At 40.9% G+C, this 23,094-nt stretch carries 22 protein-coding genes and 3 tRNA genes; 9 read left to right on the top strand and 16 right to left on the bottom strand.

Going from position 1 to position 23,094, the window contains the following annotated elements; all coding sequences use genetic code 11:
* Positions 1-34: 34 nt before the first annotated feature.
* Positions 35-1,219, top strand: coding sequence for a replication-associated recombination protein A (locus tag IPH70_00750; protein QQR64052.1), 1,185 nt, complete (start codon positions 35-37; stop codon positions 1,217-1,219).
* A gap of 2 nt (positions 1,220-1,221) precedes the next feature.
* Here the strand turns inward: IPH70_00750 and IPH70_00745 are convergent, their stop codons facing one another.
* The gene (locus IPH70_00745; protein QQR64051.1) at positions 1,222-2,613 is read right to left on the bottom strand and encodes a proteasome accessory factor PafA2 family protein; all 1,392 of its coding nucleotides are present in this window, start codon (positions 2,611-2,613) and stop codon (positions 1,222-1,224) included.
* A gap of 19 nt (positions 2,614-2,632) precedes the next feature.
* Positions 2,633-4,306: a DUF2207 domain-containing protein gene (locus IPH70_00740; GenBank protein QQR64050.1), complete on the bottom strand. Its 1,674-nt coding sequence runs from the start codon at positions 4,304-4,306 to the stop codon at positions 2,633-2,635.
* Positions 4,307-4,436: 130 nt separating this feature from the next.
* Here IPH70_00740 and IPH70_00735 point away from each other — a divergent pair, with 130 nt between their 5' ends.
* Together IPH70_00735 and IPH70_00730 are read left to right on the top strand one after the other, a co-directional pair.
* On the top strand, positions 4,437-4,811 hold the full coding sequence (locus IPH70_00735; GenBank protein ID QQR64049.1) for a metallopeptidase: 375 nt from the start codon (positions 4,437-4,439) through the stop codon (positions 4,809-4,811).
* Between the two features lie 20 nt (positions 4,812-4,831).
* Positions 4,832-7,294, top strand: coding sequence for a hypothetical protein (locus IPH70_00730; protein ID QQR64048.1), 2,463 nt, complete (start codon positions 4,832-4,834; stop codon positions 7,292-7,294).
* Positions 7,295-7,304: 10 nt separating this feature from the next.
* Here the strand turns inward: IPH70_00730 and IPH70_00725 are convergent.
* From IPH70_00725 to IPH70_00700, 6 genes are all read right to left on the bottom strand, one after another.
* Positions 7,305-7,393: transfer RNA gene (locus IPH70_00725), tRNA-Ser, on the bottom strand.
* Positions 7,394-7,419: 26 nt separating this feature from the next.
* Positions 7,420-7,503, bottom strand: a tRNA-Leu gene (locus IPH70_00720).
* Between the two features lie 3 nt (positions 7,504-7,506).
* Positions 7,507-7,752: a GIY-YIG nuclease family protein gene (locus IPH70_00715; GenBank protein QQR64047.1), complete on the bottom strand. Its 246-nt coding sequence runs from the start codon at positions 7,750-7,752 to the stop codon at positions 7,507-7,509.
* Positions 7,753-7,822: 70 nt separating this feature from the next.
* Positions 7,823-8,650 carry a hypothetical protein gene (locus IPH70_00710; protein QQR64046.1) on the bottom strand — a complete coding sequence of 276 codons (828 nt, stop codon included), beginning with the start codon at positions 8,648-8,650 and terminating at the stop codon, positions 7,823-7,825.
* Between the two features lie 121 nt (positions 8,651-8,771).
* Positions 8,772-9,533, bottom strand: coding sequence for a WecB/TagA/CpsF family glycosyltransferase (locus IPH70_00705; GenBank protein ID QQR64045.1), 762 nt, complete (start codon positions 9,531-9,533; stop codon positions 8,772-8,774).
* Between the two features lie 214 nt (positions 9,534-9,747).
* Positions 9,748-10,764: a rod shape-determining protein gene (locus IPH70_00700; protein QQR64044.1), complete on the bottom strand. Its 1,017-nt coding sequence runs from the start codon at positions 10,762-10,764 to the stop codon at positions 9,748-9,750.
* 155 nt (positions 10,765-10,919) lie between these two features.
* On the opposite strand from IPH70_00700, the gene IPH70_00695 reads away from it, so the two are divergent.
* The 3 genes from IPH70_00695 (at position 10,920) to IPH70_00685 (ending at position 13,252) form a co-directional block, all read left to right on the top strand.
* Positions 10,920-12,176 carry a PEGA domain-containing protein gene (locus IPH70_00695; protein QQR64043.1) on the top strand — a complete coding sequence of 419 codons (1,257 nt, stop codon included), beginning with the start codon at positions 10,920-10,922 and terminating at the stop codon, positions 12,174-12,176.
* A 97-nt stretch (positions 12,177-12,273) separates the two neighbouring features.
* Positions 12,274-12,345 (top strand) — tRNA-Arg (locus IPH70_00690).
* Between the two features lie 211 nt (positions 12,346-12,556).
* Positions 12,557-13,252: a sortase gene (locus IPH70_00685; GenBank protein QQR64042.1), complete on the top strand. Its 696-nt coding sequence runs from the start codon at positions 12,557-12,559 to the stop codon at positions 13,250-13,252.
* Here IPH70_00685 and IPH70_00680 read toward each other — a convergent pair.
* From IPH70_00680 to IPH70_00650, 7 genes are read right to left on the bottom strand one after another with little or no spacing between them, the layout of a single operon-like run.
* Entirely contained in the window at positions 13,249-13,509 is a 261-nt protein-coding gene (locus IPH70_00680; GenBank protein ID QQR64041.1) for a hypothetical protein, read from the bottom strand. The two genes, IPH70_00685 and IPH70_00680, sit on opposite strands and share 4 nt — an antisense overlap.
* Before the next feature lie 4 nt (positions 13,510-13,513).
* Entirely contained in the window at positions 13,514-14,887 is a 1,374-nt protein-coding gene (locus tag IPH70_00675) for a F0F1 ATP synthase subunit beta (GenBank protein ID QQR64040.1), read from the bottom strand.
* A 13-nt stretch (positions 14,888-14,900) separates the two neighbouring features.
* Entirely contained in the window at positions 14,901-15,776 is an 876-nt protein-coding gene (locus IPH70_00670) for a F0F1 ATP synthase subunit gamma (GenBank protein ID QQR64039.1), read from the bottom strand.
* A complete protein-coding gene (locus IPH70_00665) occupies positions 15,764-17,242 on the bottom strand; it encodes a hypothetical protein (GenBank protein QQR64038.1) in 1,479 nt (492 codons plus the stop codon). Before IPH70_00665 ends, IPH70_00670 begins: the two co-directional genes overlap by 13 nt.
* 18 nt (positions 17,243-17,260) lie before the next feature.
* Positions 17,261-17,734 (bottom strand): F0F1 ATP synthase subunit delta, encoded by a 474-nt coding sequence (locus tag IPH70_00660; protein ID QQR64037.1) that lies wholly within the window; start codon positions 17,732-17,734, stop codon positions 17,261-17,263.
* 4 nt (positions 17,735-17,738) lie between these two features.
* The gene (locus IPH70_00655) at positions 17,739-18,365 is read right to left on the bottom strand and encodes a hypothetical protein (protein ID QQR64036.1); all 627 of its coding nucleotides are present in this window, start codon (positions 18,363-18,365) and stop codon (positions 17,739-17,741) included.
* 8 nt (positions 18,366-18,373) lie between these two features.
* Positions 18,374-19,105 carry a hypothetical protein gene (locus IPH70_00650; protein QQR64035.1) on the bottom strand — a complete coding sequence of 244 codons (732 nt, stop codon included), beginning with the start codon at positions 19,103-19,105 and terminating at the stop codon, positions 18,374-18,376.
* Between the two features lie 395 nt (positions 19,106-19,500).
* On the opposite strand from IPH70_00650, the gene IPH70_00645 reads away from it, so the two are divergent.
* Together IPH70_00645 and IPH70_00640 are read left to right on the top strand one after the other, a co-directional pair.
* Complete coding sequence (locus IPH70_00645; protein QQR64034.1) at positions 19,501-20,082, top strand: nucleoside-diphosphate kinase; 582 nt, start codon at positions 19,501-19,503, stop codon at positions 20,080-20,082.
* A 388-nt stretch (positions 20,083-20,470) separates the two neighbouring features.
* A complete protein-coding gene (locus IPH70_00640) occupies positions 20,471-21,475 on the top strand; it encodes a M23 family metallopeptidase (GenBank protein QQR64394.1) in 1,005 nt (334 codons plus the stop codon).
* Between the two features lie 53 nt (positions 21,476-21,528).
* Here IPH70_00640 and IPH70_00635 read toward each other — a convergent pair whose 3' ends face one another.
* The gene (locus IPH70_00635) at positions 21,529-21,990 is read right to left on the bottom strand and encodes a hypothetical protein (GenBank protein QQR64033.1); all 462 of its coding nucleotides are present in this window, start codon (positions 21,988-21,990) and stop codon (positions 21,529-21,531) included.
* Positions 21,991-22,130: 140 nt separating this feature from the next.
* Between IPH70_00635 and IPH70_00630 the strand changes: the two genes are divergently transcribed.
* A complete protein-coding gene (locus IPH70_00630; GenBank protein ID QQR64032.1) occupies positions 22,131-23,072 on the top strand; it encodes a serine hydrolase in 942 nt (313 codons plus the stop codon).
* Positions 23,073-23,094: the final 22 nt, after the last annotated feature.

Here is a 23,094-nt window from a genome sequence, read left to right as displayed (position 1 = left end):
AAGCAACTTTAATTCAGTTGGGTATAATACCTCCATGGAGCCACTCGCTAATCGACTTAGACCTACCTCACTGAACCAGTTCATTGGCCAGGAACATCTTGTAGGCCATGCCCGCAATGCTACTCATAGCGTTGCAGGCGGGAAAGCCTGTAAAGGTAATTCTGCTGGTCCATTAAGGGTCGCGATCGAACAAAAACACTTATTTTCCTTTATTTTATGGGGGCCCCCAGGTGTAGGTAAAACGACTCTAGCTCAGATTTATGCAAAGGCAATTGGCGCTAATTTTTTTATTCTTTCTGCGGTATCTGCTGGCAAAGATGATATTAGAAAAATACTTGAGGAAACAGGTGAACTTCTGGGGCCTCGCGTGCTTTTTCTCGATGAAATTCACCGATTTAATAAGTCGCAACAAGACTTTCTTCTCCCCTATGTCGAGTCTGGGCGACTCACGCTCATTGGCGCAACAACCGAGAATCCAAGCTTCGAGGTAATCCCAGCTCTGCTTTCGAGATGTAGAGTTTTTGTTTTGGAAGACCTAAATGAAAAAGATCTAAAAATAATCTTAAAAAGAACAAAGATCGTCATGGATAAAGAGTCGATCGATTGGCTCATCTCGATGAGTGGAGGCGATGCGAGACAGATGTTGGCTATGGTGGAAAATACTCAGTCGCTGTATGGAAAAATAACCATTGATAATCTTACTCAAACGCTCCAGTCAAAATTTTTACGATATGACCGAGCTGGAGAGGAACACTACAACACCATATCTGCCTTCATTAAGTCCATGCGCGCGTCTCAACCAGACGCTGCTCTCTACTACATGTCTCGAATGATAGCATCCGGTGAAGATCCTGTTTTTATAGCGCGACGAATGGTTGTTTTTGCAAGTGAAGATGTTGGAAATGCACAACCAACAGCACTTGTCGTTGCGAATGCGGTTTTCGAAGCAGTAACCAAGATAGGCTTACCGGAATGTGGAATTAATCTCGCTCAGGGAGTGATTTATTTATGTAGGGCTCCTAAAGACCGCTCAGCTTACGATGGATTTATGAGCGCCATGAAGGATGCAAAAGATCTGGGAAATCTTCCCATTCCACTTCACCTGCGAAATGCTCCAACCAAGCTTATGAAAAACCTTGGGTATGGAAAAGGGTACGAGATGTACGACTCAAACGACTACCTGCCAGCCAAACTAAAAGGAAAAAAGTATCTGAAGTAAAGTTATTTTGCTCTAAGATCTTGAAGATATTGATCAACAACATCATCGCTATAATTTCCATCCAAAGGCAATGGAACTCGACGACCGTTCACGGAGAGTTGCCCCCAATTTACCGACGAAACATAGTAGTGATCTGGGTCTTCGAATGCTGAGGTGACGAGTCGGCCTCGAAGTTTCGCTCTACCTTCTGGAGGTTCTGCGAGGGCGTCTTCAACTTGTTGATCGGTGGGAGTGTGAGCAGAGAAAACTCTCCCTTTTCTCCTCAGACCGAATCCAGCTCCATTTGGCAACATGTCATACCCAATCTCATATTTCTTTCTGTCTCTCTCATGTTTCTTTCTGTCTCGAGGAAAGTTCGACCTTGATCGATCCAGCCCATTCTTAACTACCTTAAGTCGAGCATACCAATCAATCTGCATCAATAAAGGGTCTTCGACACCTACCGTTATGTACTGATCAAGCGCGTCCAACACTCTTCCCCATTCATTTAACACCTCTCGCTCATGGTCCGGGATTGCGATGATTTCTGCCATTGCTAAACATTTGTTGAAGAGTGATCGTTGAATGCTTATTGCTGATGCGTAGCTACCATCATTGATTTCGTAAACTGCTTTAAGATTGTCAACGCCTCCTGCGACATTTACCGCAACCTCTAAAGGCTTCTTTAACAACCAGTTCTGACCGATCCAATCCAACTCATGTTCTAATAATCTGAGTACGAGCGATGTTGTACCAAATTTCATCCGAATCGCCCAAGGAGAAATATTCGCATCTCCACTAGTGACATGCAACCGCTTAGTTGAACCCGAACCATCATGTGGCTCGTTTCTCAAATTGACGAGGGGTTTGAATCTAGTAGTCTCAATTCCTGAAAGGGATTGAACGCGACTTGTCTTCTGACCCAAGTGATATACACCTTCAGGACTAAAGTAGCCTGCGCCAGTATAAATTGTACGAGTTGCAAAGTGTGTTGCAAGCTTCTGTATTCTTCTGAGTCTATCTGGGTTCGCGGAGCTCCAGACATCTAAGGTTGTTGAATAGTTTTCATGAGCACCATAGGTAAATTTCCCGACTGTGTCTATGGCGCGCTTATGTACTGTTTGAATTTCCTCGATACCTCCAAACGCTTGAAGTGCAAAATTTTCGCCTGCTAGTTCGTGTATAACGAGGTCATCAAGCGACAAGCATTCAGGAGTTGCGTACTCGACAAGATCGAGATCTTTATATAGTCTCCCCCCATTTCCAAGAAAATCACCAATATGAGGCATCTTTCGTGGAATTAGTGATGCGACCGTAGTTAACGCTGAGCACCCTGATTCAACTCCTCTTTGAGTATAACTGTACTCTACCTCACTACCATAAACACGTTGCGCCGAAGGCATTTCCTTTGTCATGAAGCGCTAATTATACCACTTACCAACTTCCACCACCGCCTCCACCGCCACCTCCGCCGGAGAAACCACCGGAGAAACCTGAGCCACTAGAGTGTGGTGGCTGGGCCGCAATAGAAACCGACTTAAGAGAAGAGTCTAGACTTGAAACGAATGCTGCGCTATGAAATGCGCCAATATGTGAACTTGTGTACCATTCGGGCTGCTTAAGTCCCACATCCTTAAACCGCTCAGCCCAGAGTTTCTCTACCCCAAATGCTACCGCAAACGGCAGTAGTCGCTCGAACATCATCTGCTTACTCGCCTGATAGGCAAGCTGCCTTTCTTGCGAAGAAAGAAAGTTCTTCAACGACCGTCCCACAGCTGCCGCATCTGCACCTTGCTGTGTTTTCTTTGCCATATGCAGCCCAAATAATATCGCCACGATAGCTAAAGGTAGGTTAAATGTTATAAATCCGAGAACAGCAATGGCTCCATAAAATAAACGTGTTTTACTTGGGTCCTTAGGGAAAAATTGGTCCGAAACTATCTGAGTATAGATCTGTGTCTTTATCGTAAGTATAGTTGTATAGAGCGCTGAGTTTTTTAATCTAAGTTCGCCTCCATCCGCAAAAGCTGAATCTAAAAATGTCCTTTCAAAAGGGAGTAACGAATCGTCTTTTTTCACCTTAGATTTTTTAAGGAGATAGAAATCCTTTTTATCACGTTCCTCAATCTGGAGATAGCCTCGTCTTGCAAGGTCCACGATCATGGCAGATATGTCTTTGGTGTCAACTGACTCGTCGAGAAGTGCTCCAGTCTCTGCTGGAGTAAGCTTACGTCCCCGTGATGTAGTTGGGGGATCGAACCATGCGCGCGTCTCCCCCATCATTGGTCGTGGATCTCTTCCACGACGAAACCATTTTACAACGATCCAAATGGGATACATCACATACCAAAGGAGCGCGAGCAAAAAGAGTCCAATAAGAAGTAACTGACCATACCACCGATCGAAAAAAGACACATACCTCTCCGCCTGCAATGTCGCTACCGTACCTTTGGGAAAACCTACGACAACTGTGGCCCCTTCCTTAGCTCCTAACGACTTCATAACTGTAAAGTCCTGAATGGTTCCCTTCGAAGAAGACGAACAGTCATTTTCTGCAGAACCTAAAGTTCCTGTATAACAGGCTAGTTTTAATTCACTTCCAAAAATCTGCTTGGGAAGTTCAACAGTTATATGTGCAGAATCAATCGGAACCTCCCACTGGTCTCCTGTTCCATTCCAGTACAACTCTGTATGATCTGGTAGGTAGGTGAGAGCCCCTTGTACTACATATGTAATTATGTAAGTATGCTCTCCAGAAATAGTACGGTTTGCGTCGCCTATTTTAATTCGTAGGTAGTCAGAGGGATACAATAAAGAGTATTGGTAAGCGCCTCCCGCCTCATCCGTAACACTTTCAACGCTATATTTCAGAATATACTTATCGTTTCTTTCTCTATAAACAATACTTGGAATATCGCGATAGATTCCATGCCGATAACTAAATCCAAAATCATACAAAATGGTTTCAATAACCCGAATAGATCCGTCTGACTGAATTTTTATATCGGAATCGAAGCTGCGAATTCTCTCCTCTGCCAATGCATGAACAGGCGCATACTGGAGAAAGACGAAAAGCGCGAGAAGAAAAATGAACAGCTTCCTTAGCATGATACAATAGTAGCAGTTTATTTTGAATTTTAAATTTCGAATTTTGAATTCAATTGTCTATTTTAATACTGAAAACTTAATCTTGATTACAAACTAAAAACTTCAAACTAAAAACTACAAAATTCAAATTATGAAGTATGATCTCGCTCCCGATGTAAAAAAAAGAATTGATGCCCTTATTGAGGCACTTGAATTTACCCACATTATTCCGAAGCAGATCTACTGTATCCGTAGTGTTGATGCTAAAACAAGAGCGTACGCTCGCATCTGGGGCATGGCAAAGGTGTTCAGCGAGGTTGCGGGAATAAAACCAACCTACATTATCGAGGTGAATGCAAAAAAATTCGATAAGCTCTCTGATCGCGACCAGTTAAAAACCCTAGTTCACGAACTCATGCATATACCTCGCACCTTCTCGGGAGCGCTCCTCTCTCATAAGGGTCCGTACCATCGAATTAACGATCGAGAGGTAGAAAAAATCCTTCGAGCAAAGAAGTTTTTGTAGTTAATTGCTACACTTTTTATATGGGCGAAATTTCATCTGATGGAGCATTTATAAAACCATCACCGGACCCAATCACAACTCAGGAAACACTTAGCAATCTCGGACCAGAGATTCCGAGAGACCCTCAACAAATTGCACAGCTTCTCATCGACGCTAAAAAACTCGGTATCGAGGGTCTTGATGATAAAACCTCTCAACTGCGCTTAATGCGCAAACCTGGAAGTACCGATCGCTGGCGTCAGGAACCCGAGGACCCGATAAATGTGGTTGATAGTGTGGTTGTTACACTCCTCCACCAAGGCCACGATGAACTTGCATCGGCTCTTTTATCGTGCTCCAAAAATGAACTGGAAAATCTAAACTGGAAAATTGACAACGTGGTAAAGGATCCTAAAGAGAACGCAGTTCTTAAACTACGTCTCCAAAAAATACTGGAGGAAAAACAAGCGGCTGTGCAGGCACAGCTAGTGCAAAATGGTGCGTCTGAGCAAGTTGCTCAGAATGTTATTCATCAGGTAGGTTTTCCTGAGGGTGCTCTTGAGATATCTCCCGAATTCTGGATACTTTTTCCAACTTTACCATATGAAGAACAGAAGATTTTATACACTAAGTGGCGCAGTGTCGAAGTAACCGCTATTCAAATTACTTCAATCCATGAAGTGGGTCTTGACTCATTTGCCGATCTACTAGTTCGCAATCTAGACAAAACACAAACCGCTGAAGAATTACACGCATATTTAAATTCTGCAAAAAAACTATATGAGGTTCTTCAAGAAGATCCTATCTTCGAAAATTGCTCGTCGGAGCGAGGCTACACATTTACAGGTTTTTTTGACTTCGCTGATCCACTTCTTGCCTATCAAACAGCCAGAGATTTATTTGGCAATCCAGATCAAGCATTCGATCTTCGATCGTACGCATCTCAACTTCAAAATATTGTTAATGGATACTATATTGCCTCAAAACCACATATTGAAATTGATCCAGAGTTTATATCGAGCTGGAAGACCCTCACGCCATTATTAACCCCACTTGGAGACAGTAATATTTGGACAGAAATTTGCTCCACAGCTATGCGAGAAGCAGATAACCCTCTCGAATTTGTGCTCAATTTTCAGAAAGCTCTACCTCTATTACAAAAGTTTAATGACCAATATCCATTTCTGAGATGGGAATATAGGGATATGAAAGACCCCCATCAATATCTCAGCGCATTTGATAGGATTCAACCTCTTCTCTCTGGGAATACGAATCCAGATCTACCAATGCGCCTAATGGGATGGCTTTATATTGGTGGTGCCACAGAAGCTCGCATCCAGACAGTGTTGGGTGCTGAAGAGCGCCTTCATGCTTATGGACTGTCTCTGAAAATGATTGGTCTTGGTGATTTCACATCATTTGTAAACCAAGGCGAAGAAAATATAGATAATCCTCAGCGAGATCTCGTTGATCAACGTTTCTGTGAGAACTGGATAATGGTGAAAGAATGTGAAGATCAATATTCTGAATACGTTGAACATCTTCCAGCAGGAACTTGGAGATCTTTTGTGCATATTCCCCGACCGGATTTGCAGCAGTTTCCCAACATAATTGGTAGATTTCAGGAACTCGGAATCGATCAGAGTACTGCTCAAAGAATGTTTCAATCGTGGAGCACCTACAGCGCCGCTTCACGGATAACTTATAAAGATGAAGAAGAAAGTTCTCGAACTCTAACGTCTCAAGAAAAACAACGTGCGATAGAAGACCAAGTTAAGCATATGACGAATGAGGTCGCAGCAATTACAAGCTATGCAGACACCTATGGCAAAGCTGAATTAAATGAGATTATCCAAACCTTCGGACTGTATAATTTATCTCTTTATGAGGTGCCACATCTTCATAAACAGCTACTACAGTGGAAGACTGGCGACACCCCTATTACAAATATTGTTATAGGTGCCCGCACAGACTGGAATGGGTCTTCCTCAAATCTAGGTAATGACTCTATTCGCGCAATGGGTGATGAAGATGCGATCTTTTTTGAGGCTGGATCGGAGTTCGAAATAGCAAAAATTCTTATAGCAGTGGGTAATCATGAGCGTCAGTTTGGACGTGATCCTTTACAAACAAATGCTATTAGGAATGTGCTCATTCATGCTCATGCTAATGCGAGAGGGCTAGCACTAGGACCAGAAGGAGAAGATTTAGATCTGCACGATTATCTCGACGCAGAAAAAAGACAGGCCAAAATTAAGGGACGTGCTAACGACTATCGAAAACACCTAGGAAATAATTTTAGGATTCTTCTTCAGGCATGTTCAACGGCCGGTGAGACTGCGGACGGCATAAATATCGCAAATAGGATAGCCGAATACCATAATGCTGATGTGGAAGGTTCTCCCTTCATCACAAATGGCATGCTTGTGATAAATCCTGATGGGTCTGTGACCTTCAATACGACCGAAGGTAGAATTGACAGCGTCACCTACTCAGGAAAATAACTTTCTTCTGCGGAGAGGGTGGGATTTGAACCCACGCGAGCTGTTAAGGCTCAAGGGTTTAGCAAACCCTCGCAATGGACCGGGCTATGCGACCTCTCCTAACATGTATTCTACCAAACACCGGGTGCCGAGGGTGGGAGTTGAACCCACACTCCGTTGCCAGAACACGCTTCTGAAGCGTGCGCGTCTGCCAGTTCCGCCACCTCGGCATTTTATAAACTATCTGCTATTTCTTTCAAAACTTCTCTTCCGAATCCCGATTTGTAAAATTTTTCTAAATTTCTCGCCTCTAATCTAGAACTACAAAACTCTACATGTAGTAGTCTTACGGGCAACATTTTTCTAGTAGTTTGGTTCCTTCCAAGAAAATGCTGAGCGATTCTTCTATCTAAATCATTTGTTAATCCTTTGTAAAATGTCTTAGATTTAACACCTTGCAAAACATAAACAAACCACATATGTCAATCGTGCTTGCCTGCCTGCCGGCAGGCAGGTCTGCCAATTCCAACACTCTGGCGGATAAGGTAATTATACCTTACTCTTCACAATTCGGCTGTAATCTCGTGGATGAAACCAGAGCTGTCCTATCTCAATTCGTTCCTCCCCTTTTGGGTGAGCCATATATAAGAGCTGAGCTTTTCTCAAAATCATCTCCAGTATATTTCCGAATAGTACGGAACCAGAATGAACCCAACTTTTGGATACAAATCTAATAGATGACGCGTTGCTCGGCAGATATCGGCTTAGCCGCACGTTAGGAAAGAATGAGAGTATCCAGTCGTTATCTCTTAAAAACTTCCTGTACGTCTGATTTACATCCAAAATTGGCCTCATCTGTAGCACCTCATGGGCCATATACTCAGTTCTTAGTTTTTTTTCAATTCTCAAATGATCTTCGCTAAAAAAAAGATTTAAGCAAATTTTATCTTTCGCTTGTTTTTCATATCTTCCTCTCTTTAGTCCGTAAAGCAATGCAGCTATGTTAACTATGAATCTTGTTGTCCACAGTCTATTTTTAGCGCTCACCATAAACAAATCTATATCATCATTCTCTTTTGCATTCAGCATTGCTACGCTTCCAGATAGTCCGATCAATCTAATCTGTGGAAAAGACGCTATGATATCCAAATAATTCTTGACTTTATGAAGCTTATTCAATGAAACTTTCGACTTTTGACGTTTAACTTTTGACTCGATACCATACTCCCCTAGAGTATGTCTATACGTCTTGTCAATATATTCCTTTAGCCTTTTTTGGTTTGCTTTCCTGGGATAAAAGGTATAAATCTCCTCAAAGGACGGTGAATACTCAAAACAATTGAAATATTTCAGGACTTTTTGTAGTTCTATCTTCATATCTCCCTATTATAGAGCGCAGTTTTCAAAAAAAAGGGCTTAAAATCGATTTTACGGGGATTTTTATTTTTAGATTGTCATGGCAATCCGATAAGGATCGACGATAGTTAAACTATCCATCTCAACCTTCAGACCTCGAAAATTTCTGCTTTAATACCAAGTAAATAAATACCGGTAACTGAAGCTGACGTCGCCATCTCCAAGGCTGACGCATTAGTCTGTACAGCCACTCAAGACCTATACTCTGAATCAGCTTCGGTGCTCGAGCAACTCTTCCGCTCAAGAAGTCGAAAGCTCCCCCAACACCAATGCAGGTTATTCCTTGTAGTGACGCTCTATTCTCATATATCCATTTCTCTTGGTATGGAGAACCAAATGCAACGAAGATCAGATGTGGCCTCAGAGCAGTCACTATAGAAAGGATCTCTTTTTGCTCGCCAGATGTTGGATGCTTTATGTCTTTGAAGCCAACTATACCTTTAAATTTTGAAGCTGGATAGCTTCGACTATAGCAGTCTGCTAGCTCTTCTGCCAATTTTGAGTTTCCGCCTATTAACAGCACCCTGAGGCTCTCATTAGCAGCCTCATTTATGAGTTTTTGCATGAGCTCAACTCCGGTCAATCTAGGCACGAATGATCCAAATAGCATTTGGCTTGCTAGGACAATCCCAATACCATCATTTATGGTAATCTCGGCTTCAAGTACAATCCTCTTAAATAGGTCGTCATGTAGGGTCAGAACTATGTTTTCAGGGTTCAGAGAGACAACATGAGTAAATACTCGCTGAGACAATAGACCTTTTTTAATATTCTCTAGGATATAATTGGTTGGGTCCATATTCACCGATACTCCTAAAATACTTCTGTTGGCTTTTTTATTCATATTTACTATATATATTTTTTGTCAAACTTTTATAATTTATAATTATCTTTTGTTCAAATATATTTACTATACTTTTGAATGTTGACTCGGTCTAAACTATATTTCAGTACGTTTTTTATTTATAGATAAACGAAATACTATTTACATTTTCTTTCTATCTACGCTTAAGACGGCTAACCACAACAGCCTCAAAATACTTTATTAGCATTATAGGTTATTTGATAGCATTTTTGAAGCTATCTAGATTCTCAATAGTTACTCCAACGCCACGAATTACGCAAAACAAAGGGTCTTCAACCACAAAAGCCGATACGCCCGTGTAGTAGGTAATATATCTGTTTAGATTATGAAGAAGAGCCGTACCTCCGGACAGCACTATTCCTTTATCTACGATGTCTGCAGCTAGTTCAGGTGGAGCCATACCAAGTACTTCCTTAATGCCCTCCAGTATTTGCTTGAGTGGTTTCTGTATACCTTCGTTTATCGACTTCTCACCAATCTCAAGAATACGTGGAAGTCCGGTCTGAATATCTCTACCCCGAACCTCAGTGGTACGCTCAACATATCCATCACCCTCTTCTATAAAGGCGCTCCCTATTTTTATCTTTACTTCCTCTGCAGTCCTCTCACCCACAACTACATTGTGCTTCTTTCGCAGATGCTGCATAATCGCCTCATCAATCTTTGTACCAGCAACCCGAACTGTTTTATATGCAACAAGCTGCCCTAAGGAAATGATAGCAATCTCAGCGGTTCCTCCGCCCATATTAACTATCATATGGCCAGATGCCTGAGAAATGGGAATCTTTGCGCCTATTGCAGCAGCAAGCGGCTCCTCAATAAGATAAACATCTTTTGCTCCAGCCTGCTTACATGCCGATACGACCGCTCGCTTTTCAACCTGCGACGAGCCTCCAGGTATCGAGATCATGACATCTGTCCACATCGTCTTACCCTGTACGGCTTTTTTAATAAAGTAGGTTATCATGGCAGATGTAGTCGTATAGTCGGCTATGACGCCCTCTCTCATTGGACGTGAAGCTATTATTGAGCCTGGAGTTCTACCGAGCATCTGCTTTGCATCGTTCCCAACCGTAAGAATTCTCCTGTCTTCCAACGAATAAGCAACCACAGTTGGCTCATTCAATACTATTCCCTTACCCTGCACATAGACGAGCGTGTTTGCGGTTCCTAGATCGATTCCTATACGTTTGCGACTGAAAAAACCCATATAATCAATTTGAAATTCGGCTTGCCTGCCGGCAGGCAGGAGTTTGAAATCAATTTTCAATTTTTAGCGTTTAAGAACTAGACATTAGATCTTGAATAAAAAAATTGAAAATTTCAAACTAAAAATTAGTGAATTTATTGTATAATATCCTTGCCGTGAAAACAAAAAAAAGCCAATATTACAGTATCAAAAAACATCTAAAGTATATCAAATCAGATCAAGTGTCAGAACACCTAATTCGTACCACTCTTCTTTCGTTATTCATAGTCTTTTCTATCGGTGTTATTCTCTATGCTCGTGGATACAGATTCGATCCTGTCAGAAAGCAGCTTTCCTCGACAGGAATACTTGCAGTAAGCTCAACGCCCAGAGCTGCCAAAGTCTATATTAACGGGGATTTTAGAGGCGCCACCGACCTCAATCTCTCTTTATCTCCTGGAACTTATACAGTAGAGGTAAAAAAAGAAGGATACACTCCTTACTCTACTACGCTAAAACTTCGAGGAGAAATAGTTGAGGTAGTCAATCCAGTACTATTTCCCCTAAATCCCTCGCTCTCTCCTCTTACTAATTTGGGCATAACAAAGGCGGAAGAAATCGATTCTTCAGATAAAATTCTGCTATTCTCTGAGAATGGCAACTTAGAAACAGATGGCATCTATGCATTTGAGGCGTCCCGAACTCCACTCAACATTTTTCAACCTTTAAAAAGACTCGCCTTAAAATCATCTCTACTTCAGTCTGGTAGTTTTTCGGACTCAAACGTAGAATTTTCGCATGATTATAAGCAGGCAATCATTACTCTCCTACAGGAAGATAGCTCTGTATCCTACCTCATCTCTCTTGATCAAGAGAATCAGATTCCTCTTAATGTGACCGAATCGAAGCAGGCTTTACTTTCTGCATGGGAGAAAGAACATAAAAAGGAGCTGCAAAAAATTTTTGAAGCTTATCCAAAAGAAATTCGAAAAATAGCTAGTGACTCCTTTTCGATGGCCAGACACTCACCTGACCAGACGAAAGTTCTTTATAGGGCAAAAAGAACGGTAAATTTGCCTATGGTAATAGTTCCACCACTTATTGGATCGAACCAAACCACAGAATCACGTCAACTTCTGCAAGACCACGTGTACGTATATGACCGTAAGGAAGATAAAAACTTCGAAATAGGTAGCTCAGACAAAGAAATAGAGTCAATTCGTTGGTACTCAGATTCGAGTCACCTCGTGTTTGGAGAGGTAAAACAGATTACATTATCAGACTATGACGGAACCGCAAAACAAGCGATCTACTCTGGTCCACTTTCGCAACGATTTTTCGCAATAACTTCAGCAGGCCAACTCTTAATTCTCTCTAATCTAAACCCACTTCAGAATCCCTTACCCGACATCTACGAAGTCGGAATCAGGTAATAGGGATTTTAGTTTTCAGCTATCAGCAATCGGTTATTTAAGTTTGATTTTGATAAATTCTGACAACTGATGTCCGACAACTGATAACATATGATCAGCCGTCGTAGCTCAACGGATAGAGCAATCCCGTCCTAAGGGAAAGATGGGAGTTCAATTCTTCCCGGCGGCACAACTAGATTATTTAGTATGATTCACCTAGGGGGTTTCCCGACGGTACGTCGGGATCCCGACGACAACGATCGTCGGGGCAATTCCTCTCGATGGCACAGTTTTAGATGTCTAATATTTATTTCTTATTTCTTAATTATTATTAAATTAGTAATTAAAAATTTGAACTTAAAAATTGAATAAAAATTAAAAATTAAAAAATTCAAATTACTATGACTTCTAAGTCTGAATATAATAAAATTCTTCTTCTTCGCACTATCGGCAATGTTCTTATTATTTCATCTCTCGTTTTGATGATTAAGACGTTCTACTTGCCATTAAAACAAGAGCTTCAGTACACTTTGAATACGTCACTAAATAAATCATATGTCGTAAGCACAACTTCGCCTTTCCCTTCTCAGAAACCAGAAGACCGCAGAGGCCTTCTCGCCAAAGCGCTCACCGGATCACAGCGTGAAGTTCTTGTCCCACAGGATACTAATTTCAGTATTGTGATCCCAAAGATAGGCGCCAACTCTAACATTATAGGCAATGTGGACTCTGCAAACGAAGAGGAGTACTCTAGCGCTCTAAAGTACGGAGTTGCACATGCTTTAGGAACTGCTTTTCCAGGCGAGGGTGGTCATATTTTCTTATTTGCACATTCTACCGATTACTTTTGGAATGTCGGAGCATATAACGCCATATTTTATCTTCTTTATAAATTGGAGAAAAACGACGAGGTAAACTTGTTCTACAAAGGACAAAGATATAGATATCAAGTGGTATCAAAACAAATCGTAGACCCATCTCAGGTAGAGTATATTACACGTAAAACGAACAAAGAGTTTCTCACTCTTCAGACATGCTGGCCTCCAGGCACTACACTAAAAAGACAGCTTATCTTTGCAACGCGAATTATTAACTAAAGAGTGTCAACTCCGATAAATATTTGCACTACATTATCCATATTTCTCAAAACGCCTGCGTTTAATTTTATTTGCTGTTTCGCTCCGTCCAGATGAGTTAGAGTAATCTGATCTTTAATAAGAGATATGAAATTCTCATGAAAAGACAGTATGTCGAATGGCCCCTTTTCATTGATAGAACTAATTGCAGACACGTCACCCTCAAACACCGTCCTTGCGAGGTCCTGAATAACTACATGAATTACATAGGAAGTCATGGTTTTAAGCCTTCATTAGATCTTTTAATGAACCGATATTCATAAATGACTGGGGAGGAACATCATCATATCGACCTGAGATAATCTGCCCAACATCTGTCACAAGCTCTGATAATGGCACATAGACTCCTTTTTTACCGGTCTGTAGTTCTGTAGTGAAAAAATTCTGCGTAAAGTAGTTTCTCAGAATTTTAGCTCTCCTATAGATTGACTGATCTGCTGTTGATAGCTCGGACTCTCCAATGAGCGAAACGATACGTTCAAGTTCGATAGCTCGCTTTAATAGTGACTGAGAGGCTAGATAATAACTGTAGTGACTGTCTCCCACAGTTTCCTTGCTCAATGCAGAAGACGTCGAGTGAAGTATGTCAACGGCAGGAAATCTTCCGTCCTGATAGATGCTACGAGACAGAACAACAGATGAGGATAAAAATGGAAATATAGACTGAACTGCATAGTCTGTAAGATCATCAGATGGCACGTAAATAGCCTCAATACTCGTCATTGTTCCGGATGTGGTGGAAACTAAGCGCTCTTGTACTGAGGCAAGTTCCGAAGCTAAAGTTGGCTGGTACCCATCCTGTGAAGGAATCTGATTCATTAAAGTACCTAATTCGTATCCTGCCTGTGCAAAACGGAACATATTATCGATAAAGAAAAGAACATTTGTTTTTTCTACATCTCTAAAATGCTCTGCGATTGTTGCTGCAGCCATGGCAGTTCTGAATCTTACTGCCGCATTCTCACCCATCTGGCCAAATATAAGCGCTACCTTTTGCAATACGTTACTCGCCTTAAGCGTTTCATAGAGTTCATGACCCTCTCTTGCACGCTCTCCTACTCCGGCAAACACCGACACATTCTCCTCTATGTGCAAGATAACGACATTATGAATTATCTCTGTTAGAAGAATTGTCTTTCCGACGCCGGCGCCTCCGAATAATCCAACTCTACTACCTTTTAATATGGGGGAGAAAAAATCTATAACCTTGATGCCTGTTTCCAAGAATACAGATGGCACCGAAATGTGATCATATGGAATATCTGTGGGTGAAATAGGAGCGTAGGTAAGATTCTCAAGCGGAGCTTCTCCATCTAAAGGCTCCCCAAAAACATTTATTACTCTACCAAGCAAACCTTTACCTACAGGCACTACTAATGGTTTTTTTGTGTTTAGAACCTTCATGCCTCGTTGAAGTTGCTGAGAACTCCTTAGCAAAAAGCAATAAAATGATTCGTCGGACGCTGAAGAATACACCTCAAAAATAGCTGTAGGATCGTTTTCAAGAGTTAGAATATCGTTGATGGCGGGTTTATCCTCGCGGAACTCAACCTCGATTATCTGACCTTTAATAGCTGTAATTGTTCCTTCTTTCATACCTTTGTGCTTGTTACCTCCAGAGACGCATTCCTGAAAGTCTCTCTAATTGCTTTTTTTGTTGACTCGCTCGGGTAAATCTTTTTTTCGCATCTTGAAGTTCTTTTTGTCTTCTTTTTATAAACTGCAGTGACTCTTCCATTGCATTTACTCGAGATGCATAGCGCGCAAGTTCAGACTCATGTACGGTTTGCCTAAAAAGTGTGGCGAATATTTGAGTTTCAAAAAACTGGATCAACTTCTCAAGATTTGGTTCAAATAAAAATTGCTTTACCGCATGATTCTCTTGAAGCATACCCTCCTCTACCATTACATCTCCCGTAATATTCGCCCTTATCGCTCTCTGCGTCATTAGATTGTAAAACTTTCCATGAAACACAATGACCTTTTCGTATTTAACTATATGAAAAATAATTGGTTCAAGGTCATTGGTCTGTAGATTTGCATCAGGGATCTCAAAGAATAGATGCTTTCGCTCTAATCCCGTTTCCTTAAATAACCGTTCACCCAACCTTCCTACAATAAGAATATCAGCATCTGGTTCTTTTTTTATTGCCTCAACAAAAAGTTGGTAAACATCCTGGACTATGGCACCATAAAGCTTCGTATTTGCAGACAGCAAAATAATTAATGTTTTTTGCAGTTTGCCTGTATTGGTCACTGTCTTATTGTGTTGTCTTGTCTTGTTAAGTCGAGCAATCTCCCCTGAACGTGCAGATTTAAGTTCGGAATAGATCTGAGAAAGTCCCGAAAGATAATCTCGTGTTTTCACGACTCCAGTACGAACATCTTGAATTTTGATAATTGATGTTTCCTGATATACCTGTGCTATTGTGCGCAAACTTTGTAGAACCGGCATCTCTTTGTTAATGAATTTTAAACTTTGCATATAGTAAGAAACTCCTGCTCATTCTGAGAAACACGCGTTAATAACTCGTACATCGTCTTAGCATTTAATGATAAATCGAAAAGTTGTCGACTCTGTTCAGCTACAAATGCAGAACTTAATTGCTGTTTACACCTAGCAATATTAACGTTAGGAATTTTATCCGTTATGTTAAGCCATATTAGCGCGAAAAGAACAAACTGAACTGCCTCTGGAAAGAGCTCCGCATAATTCTGGTCAAAAAATTTATATAACAAATCACCCTTTTTAATAATGTCCTTAATCTTTTGTGAGAGTTCGGCACCAAAATGTGAGTAGTTAAGTGAACGTTCGTACTCAGATAAAAACACCGAAACCTCATGATTAATCTCACGCTTAAGTGATGACTGAGCCTGCTTACCTACTCTAGTTACTGAAAGTAATGGCTCAATCGCTGGCCTTCTCCCGTTAAAGTACGCATTGCTATCATAAAAAACATGACCATCGGTCATACTCATAATATTTGTACATATGTAGCCGGTCAGATCGCCTTCAATTGTCTCTACCACAGGAAAACAGGTTATAGATACCTCTTTATTGTCTTTTGATCTGTAGTTTCCTGATGCTTCCAACAGTCTAGCATGTACAAAAAAAGTATCTCCTGGATACGAATCTCGACCAGGAAACTCACCTCCGGTCAACATAATTTCACGGTAGTATTTGGCGTGCGTTGTGAGATCGTCAAGGATAACCACCGAGTCTACACCTTCGCTTTTAAAGTACTGCGCTATAACCATAGCCGTTGTAGGAGTAAAAGCAATCATGCTTGGTGAGTCCTCCGACGTACTAACAACAAAAATTACCTGTGAGCTGAGGTTTGCCGATCTATACTTCTCAATTAATTGCTTCACATCTGATTTACTCTTTCCGATAAGGGCGTAAATAATTACCTGCGAAGGATTTTCCTTAACCTGAGTTTTTACAGTCGTGAAAAAAAAACTACTTTTTCCTACCTTTCTGTCTCCTACTATTACCTGCTTTTGTCCTTTACCGAGTGGAACCATAAAATCAACCATGGTTACACCGGTAAAAAAGGGTTTACTAATTCGAACTCTACGATCTAACAATGATATCTGTTCAAGCACCGCCTCACGTACGACCTTTGGCTTTCTATAGGTTGGTGTCGGTAATATGATTCTTCCAAGCGGATCAATAACACAACCTTTTAGTTCGGGCCCTACCGGAATGGAAATCGTCTTTCCGGTTCTCACCAGTTTTGTCCCTACTCGAATATGGGTCTGAGAAAATAATAGAATTCGAACTATTCCTCGCTCAATTCGGAATACATATCCCCACTCACCCGTCTCAAACAACACGAGCTCACCGATTCGTACACTTGGCAGACCGTCAACGTTCACCATATGATTATGCACGTTCGTTACTACTCCATATTCCTTCAATGTGTCTAAATAGCTCTGATAGGTATCCATATTTTTCAAAAAGTAATATTAACGGCTAGGTTGGATCATGCCTTTAATTCTGGTCGACAAAGATAAATCGAGATAGACGCCATTATATTCTAGCCTCAATCCCCCGAGGAGTGAAGGCTCTATGTGGACATCTAATAGAACGCGTTGATTAAGTTGTTCGGTCAGCTTCGTATGTAGCTCGGATATCTCCGATCTACTCATATCTATGGCAAGGCTCAGTCTTACTACGTCCAGATCCATTGCCTTACCTCTTAGGGACTCCAGAATTTCCTCAATAATATGTCCATCATATATATTTTTTTTATACTTACTTAGATACAAAAAAAACTCCTTTGCCCTCGATTCTGATAGTTGTTTTTTAAGTGTTTGCTCCAATGTCTCGGAATTACTTACAGCAAAAATTTCACGTCTGACCATCTCTATCTGATCAATGAGTTTTTCACGATCGCTCACCAAGATGAGACCTTCAAAAAAACTTAAGACATCGTTCATATCATTATTTTTTACCTGAAAAAAAATCTTTCTTTATTGATTCTAAGGAGCTCCATATGAGCCTTTTTTGATCTTCCTTAGTTAACGATTTCTTAACCACGTCGTCTAGTACTTTTGTAAAAATTATCTGTAGTTCTTGCACACTTTTTTCCTCCTGCTGCTTTCTATACGCTTCAAGTTCCCTAGTTACGTTCTCAAACTGCGTCTTCTTAAAAACTTCCACAAGCTCATCGGTCTTGTCCATCTGTTCCTTAAACCTGCCGTCCAGTTTCTTTCTTAGATCCTTCATATTTTGATAAAACGCTTCCTCATATTGTTTTTCTACTGAGGCAAGCTCTGAGTTAAGACTAGCCACATACCTATCTTTAAAATCTTCGAAGATCATTTTTGCTTGAGACTCGATAGTGCCTTTAAAATGATTCGTCTGTGATAATAGTCGATTCATTTTCTCGGTCGATTCGTTCAAAACTGCTTCTGAACTATTTATCACCCGTTTCATGTGTTCATCTATTTTTTTCTTAGCATGCTTTTCATACTTAGAAATTCCAAACTCATTTTTGATTATGAAATAGGCATACACCGCAATGAGTCCTAAAGTAAAGACCGCAAGAGACAGAATGATATAGGTCATAGGTTTGGTTAACTACGAATAATAAATAATGAGACCAGAATTCCAACACCAATAATCACACACGTGATTAATACGTTCATAATGATTCCGAACTGAATAGCCCGACTTGCGAGAGGATTTCTTCCCAACGCCTCCACTCCTTTACTCGCTATTCTTCCAAAATAAAAGAATCCAAAAATGAAGGAGAGCAGCGTGATTATTGCAGCAATCACATACTTGAAAACAATTAGGGGTTGTTCGTATGATGCTAAGGCAGATAAGCTGAATATATCGGTCAAGGAAGATCCTAGAGTTGACGGGGAAGGCGCGTAATGGATATTTAGCTCGACACTTAATAGCACATTTTGTGTACGATTTGTATTTGTGTAGTCTTGAAGTGAAGTCCCAACAACATATCCCGACTTATCGGCTCGAACCGCTACGCCTGCTGTTGTTGAGGTTCTTAGCAGGTCGCCTCTTTTTATCGGTCCATTGGATGTGTTTGCTAGAACCCTAGCCTCTGCCGAGCTTGTAAGTGCATACTTTTTGTTAGGATTGTCCGACTTTACATAGATTGAAGGATCGGCGACTATTACGCCCTTGGTTTGTGGGTCGTAGGCTTTTCTGCTAAGTGAATAGCTTCCATCAGGATTCTGTGAAACCAGTGAGCCGGAAGGTACCTTCTCATCTTTAACCTCAATATATCGAGCTATGCTATATGAGGAAATCTGAGCATAGGTGAAGGTAAATAAAGGCGTCATCAAACATAAGAATCCGAAAAAAATAGATATCTTAACTGTTTTCATAAAAAATAAATAGCTGCAATGTATATCTAAATATATATGCTTAAACTCATTAATTGCAAGGGTCAAATCGATCAAACTAATTTGCACTAAACTATACGTCTGTATAAAATCATGGATGGTATGATTCTTAATTAATTCGGATTTTCATAGAGCCTCAAACGCATACTAACTTTATTATAGGATTTTGAGCATTTTGGTCTAATATAGTAATGCTTTTTTAATGATATTGCTTCAAATTCTATGAGCAATTCCTATGCTTTCTTTTATTTAAGGCCAATTGAGGCCTTGACGTACTACCGATGAGCATGATATATTTAAGCTACCCTGCAGATATAACAGGCATCACACCTATGATTGAAAAAACATTAGTCGTCGTAAAACCAGACGGAGTAAAGCGAAGTTTAATTGGAGAGATAATTTCTCGTTTCGAAAAAGCTGGTCTAAAAGTGGTCGCTTCAAAGATGACGGTCGTAACCAAAGACCTCGCAGATCAACATTACCCAGCTGATAGGGATGAACTCTGGATCGCAATTGGAAACAAAACTCTTGATAACTATAAAGCGCTTGAGATGGATGCAGAAAAAGTCTTGGGAACCACCGATGCCAAAAAAATCGGAGACATGGTACGCGTTTGGCTACTCGACTACATAGTGTCTGGTCCTGTGTTCGCTATGGTCCTAGAAGGACCTCACGCCGTAGAATTGGTTCGCAAGATCTGTGGCCACACCCTACCGTTATTATCCCTTCCAGGAACAATCCGAGGAGACTACTCATACGACTCTTCCGCTCTAGCAAACACTGCTAAGAGAGCTATTAAAAACTTGATGCATGCTTCAGGAAACCTAGAGGAAGCCAAATATGAAATCCCTCTATGGTTTAAAAAATCAGAGATCTGCTCCTACACTCGAACCGACGAAGATATAATGAAATAAGCTGTAAGGGAAAACACAGTCAATGAAACGCCTACTATTTTTCCTATCATTTCTCACACTCGCAGTTACGGCATTCGCACAGGAAAACACCGCTCCTAAGATATCACTTGATAAAAAACTATTTAGAAAAGGCGAAACGGTAACGCTGAACTATTTGGGGACGCCACAACCGCTAACAATAACGCTTGAGAACACCATTGGTCAGTCTGTCGGATATAAAGCCACAGTATCGGCTCTACAGGAAAAAGATTCAAACAATGAAGTTCTTAGAATTCTACCCTACTCACCTTGGAAAACAGGCACCTACTCTATAGCTATAACACAAGGAACAACCCAACTACTACGAGACACATTCGTAATAGACGAACCATCGCCGTCAATTACCCGAATGAGCTCAAAGATAATTGAGCCAAACAAAACGACAACGGTCACTCTAAATATTCCTGACATTACAACAAAGACAGCTACAAGCTCTATGACCCTTGTCGAAAGCGCACCTATAGATGCAGTAATCAATGACCCGAACATTCAGCAGATACGAAAACCTGAACTCCTTAATCTCCGATTTCCGTTTAACGAGGACTATGAGTTGACCCTTGGTTTCGGACAGGTCGATCCTACCGAACATCTTGGAATGCCTAACCATGATGGAATTGATTTTGCCACAGCCTCCGGAACTCCAATCGTTGCTGTTGATGAAGGAGAGATCGTCCCCTATCGTGAGGAAAACAACTACGGAACGACGGTTGCGGTTCAGCATCTTTGGGGACAGTCGTTTTATGGTCACCTATCTACTTCCTCGGCACAGCTTGGAGAAAAAGTCAAAAAAGGACAAATTATTGGATTTTCAGGTAGTACGGGAAGATCGACCGGACCCCATCTCCATCTAGGAATCAAATGGAACGATAGCCGGATGATAGATCCTCTTCCACTTCTTTCTGCCTCAAATAATAATAAAGTGGCAGAAAAACAGCTCATTTTTACTATTCCACTATCGACTTCCCAGATTTCCTACGATATGGTCCTTGTGAGACCTGAACCGGTCATTCAGAGCATTGAGCTATCACCTTCTTATATCTACGTAGCGACTCCAAAACCTCTTTTTACAGAACGAGATTCTCACATTATTCTACTCAATGGTGAGAAGGATGCCGGAGACAAGCTTATTCAAGATCCTCACCTTACCATAAAAACGCGCATCACGTCTCAAGACGGGGTAATTATCTGGAAGAATGATGACCAAGATATGTTAAAGGTCTATGACACGGTGACTAAAACATTTTTTGAGCAGCCTCTTTTTACAGATCTTCCCAACTCATTGAGCATCGACTCTAAAGAATATCACGTAATGACTTCCTCAGGAACTCTCGCGCTCAACCCCGTCATACAGTAATCATCCAAAAAACCTCCCGATACATCGGGAGGTTTTTGATTACTAACCTGAATTTACTTTTTAACTGTTGGTACAACTGGAGCCTTTGTTGGGGCTACAGTGGCGCTTCCAGTTGGTGCTGCCGCTTGCTTCTGAATATTTATCGGCGCGACCTCAATGATCTTATTGTTTGACTCTCGATAAAGAATAGCTTTCTTTGCCTTGATGAAAAGCAAGAGCTTATCTCCGTTGACAGCATTCTTAAAGAATGGCTGATCTTTCAACTTCGACTTATCTTGGACAGTTGCCAATGATGGTGTTTCGTCATTTGGCAAGGCAATAAGTTTGCCAACCTTATCCACGACTGACTTCGTCTGCTCTAATGAAACCTGTTGAGGGTTTTTAAGCAGCTTTTGAGCTTGCTGATACTTCGTGTAGAAGTAATATGATGGGATAAGAGCTAAAACAGCTCCGATCAATAATCCGAGGACAATATTTCCTCGTTCTTGGTTTGTTAGAATTTTTGAACTTATCATAGTAAGGTTCACTATATATGTTTTGATTATTTTTGTCAATGCCGAATTAGAGGCAATTTTAAAACATAATGGCGGTAAGATTCTTTAAGCTCATTCTGTCTTAACTTTACATAATTACGTGATGTAGAATAAAGACGTTTATGCAAAAGGTACTCGGCGTAATCTGTTTGTTATCACTCACTACGAACGTCTATTTTATTTTAGCAAATCAAGACTCAAAAAAGGTCGGTCTGCCGATAGCCACAGAAGGTTCTCAATATAGTTTTTTATCACCACGTATTTTTTCAGAAAATCAAAATAACCTTATTGTGAACTTTGTTTCCTTAAGAAAGCATATGCAACAACTTTCGTCACAACTTAGTTATAAAACCAGTGTGTACTTTGAGTATCTTCCAACAGGTGCCTCGATCGGAATTAATGAAAAGAACGCATTTGTACCGGCAAGCCTACTCAAAACTCCTTTGGCAATGGGGATTTATAAACACTATGAGAGTGGAGAGCTCAAACCATCGGATACGATCATTATGGATGATGTATCGCGTGATAGGGGTTTTGGAAAGCTTTGGAAGCTTAAATCGGGTACCATTATTACAGTAGAGCAAGCATTAAATCACCTTATAAGAGAGTCTGACAATACCGCACAAAAGCTACTTCTTAAAAAAATTTCTACTGAGGAGATCGATAAGGTTTTTGATGCTCTGGACATACCAAAAGTAAGAGATGGCGACGGCGAGGCAGTAGTCACAGCAAAAAACTACTCATCGATACTAAGATGCCTCTACCTTTCCTGTTATTTGTCTAAGAGCAACTCAAATCAACTTCTTCAGCAACTATCTCAGACAGAGTTCAATGACAAACTCCCCGCAACAATTCCTAGCTCTATTCCAGTGGCTCATAAGATTGGAGAGCACCCATCCATGCGCAACCCAGAGAAAAGCACCTTCACCGACTGTGGCATTATTTATGTACCCAAACGCCCCTATATTCTATGCGTAATGGTTGAGGCAGACGAGTCGACCTCGACCTCAACTATTGCCTCGTATTCAAAGATCGCGTTCGATTACGTTCAATCATATCAATAATCAACGGTTTTCTTGTTGTACG

Source organism: Candidatus Roizmanbacteria bacterium, assembly GCA_016699265.1.
In the GTDB taxonomy this organism is placed as follows: domain Bacteria; phylum Patescibacteriota; class Microgenomatia; order UBA1406; family GWC2-37-13; genus CAZLQR01.
Note: the sequence above shows the minus strand (reverse complement) of the source record. Positions and strands in the feature narration are given on the sequence as shown.